This is a genomic window from Leisingera sp. F5, assembly GCF_001593695.1.
Map to the genome: position 1 here is coordinate 1 of NZ_LUKH01000702.1, position 1828 is coordinate 1828.

Consider the following 1828-nt stretch of genomic DNA (forward strand, 5'->3'; position numbering starts at 1 on the left):
GCTCAACGGATCCATTCTTGCCACACGTGAAACACAGCGCGCCCAGGGCCGGGCCGGAAATACCTCCGGGTCCGGCGCGCCGGGCTGCAGCATGCCCGGGGCAGGCGGTGTCACCGCCGGCAAAGGCCGGGACGGGGCCTCGGGCGGGCGGATCGGTGCCACATCGCAGACAAAGATACCCGCTCCGCGCCGGGGTTCGGCGAACCCCTCGGCCACCAGCTGGTCATAGGCCGTCACCACAGTGGACCGTGCCACCCCCAGATCCTGCGCCAGCGCCCGCGATGACGGCAGCCGGGTGCCGATCGCCAGGCTGCCCTCACTGATCCGGCGGCGCAGTGCCGAAACAATCTGCTGATACAGCGGTTCAGCATTTGTGCTGGAAAGCACAGAGGACAGATCAATCACAGTGGACTGCCGATTTTGCAAGAAACTGGAACTTAATCATAGGCCAATTTGCGCATAGCTGTCGTGAAAAGACAATCAAGAACAAGAGATCAGCCGATGAGCCAGCCCGAACCGGAAACCGCTTTGAAATCCGAACGCAGCCGCCTGCGCCGCGCGCATGAGCGCGGGCTTTATGACCGCGAAGCCGTCTATCAGGTGCTCGATGCCATGCCGCTTGGCCATATCGGCTACCAGATCAATGGCAGCACGTCGGTTTTGCCGACGCTGCAATGGCGCGAGGGCGATCACGTGTATTGGCACGGCTCCGCAGCCAGCCGCGCTATCCGCGCCATGCAAGGGTCAGATGTCTGTCTGACAGTCACCTGCATGGATGGCTATGTGCTGGCGCGCTCGGCCTTCCACCACTCGGTCAACTTCCGCTCTGCCATGCTGTTCGGCGTGGCGGAGAAGGTGACAGATGAAGACGCCAAGGCTGCCAGCCTCAAAACCATGGTGGATCATATCTTCCCGGGCCGCTGGGACGCGCTGCGCCCGATGACCGGCCAGGAGCTGAAAGCAACAGCCCTGCTGCGAATGCCGATTGAGGAAGGCGCCGCCAAGATCCGTTCCGGCCCGCCCAAGGATGACGAGGAGGATTACGCGCTGCCGATCTGGGCCGGGGTGGTGCCAATGGCAATGGAGCTTAAGCCGCCGCAGCCGGACCCTGCCAATCTGGAAGGCGTGGCAATGCCCGATCACCTGAGCCGCATCCGCATTGGCTGAAAGAGAGCAGGTGCGCTTTTAGGCGCACCTGTTGATTTGGCTTAACGTTTTTTGCTTACTCGGTTTCGCGACTCACCAACGCGCCGTTTTCCCAAGTGCCGTCCGCCTGCTGGCCGCTGGCGTATTTCATCGTGCCCGACCCCTGCCGCTTGCCGTTGACAAAGCTGCCCTCGTAAACGTCGCCATTGGCATAGGTCGCTACACCCTCGCCAAAGATCTTGCCCTCTTGCCAGCTGCCTTCGTAGACGAAGCCGTCGGGCATTTCGATCTTGCCCTGGCCGTGCCGCTGGCTGTCCGCGAACTGGCCGGTATAGACCGAGCCATCGGCATAGGTCACCTTGGCGTCGCCATGGCGCTGCCCGTCCTGCCAGCCGCCCTCGTAGCGGTAACCGTCGGCATAGGTCATCACCCCTTGGCCATGGTTCTTGGCGTTCTGAAAATCCCCGGTATAGGTGATGCCGTTGGGGTAGGTCGCGGTGCCTTTGCCTTCGATCACGCCGGCCATCCAAGCGCCTTGGTAGGTGGAGCCGTCGGGATAGGTGATCTTGCCCTGGCCCTCAGCCAGGTCATCGCGGAAATCGCCCTCATAAACCGACCCGTCCGGATAGACCGCTTTGCCTTTGCCTTCGATCTGCCCCTTCACCCATTCGCCGGTATAGGT

At 62.3% G+C, this 1828-nt stretch carries 3 protein-coding genes; 1 reads left to right on the plus strand and 2 read right to left on the minus strand.

All coding sequences use genetic code 11. The features are described 5' to 3' along the window. The coding region (locus A2I95_RS34985; protein WP_291737162.1) for a GntR family transcriptional regulator at nt 1-405 on the minus strand (405 nt) is incomplete at its 3' end. Between the two features lie 96 nt (nt 406-501). On the opposite strand from A2I95_RS34985, the gene A2I95_RS34990 reads away from it, so the two are divergent. Further along, nucleotides 502-1167 carry a pyridoxamine 5'-phosphate oxidase family protein gene (locus tag A2I95_RS34990; protein WP_291737164.1) on the plus strand — a complete coding sequence of 222 codons (666 nt, stop codon included), beginning with the start codon at nt 502-504 and terminating at the stop codon, nt 1165-1167. A gap of 55 nt (nt 1168-1222) precedes the next feature. On the opposite strand, the gene A2I95_RS34995 is transcribed toward A2I95_RS34990, so the two are convergent. Beyond that, nucleotides 1223-1828: MORN repeat-containing protein (locus tag A2I95_RS34995; protein WP_367153195.1), on the minus strand; the 606-nt coding region annotated here is incomplete at its 5' end.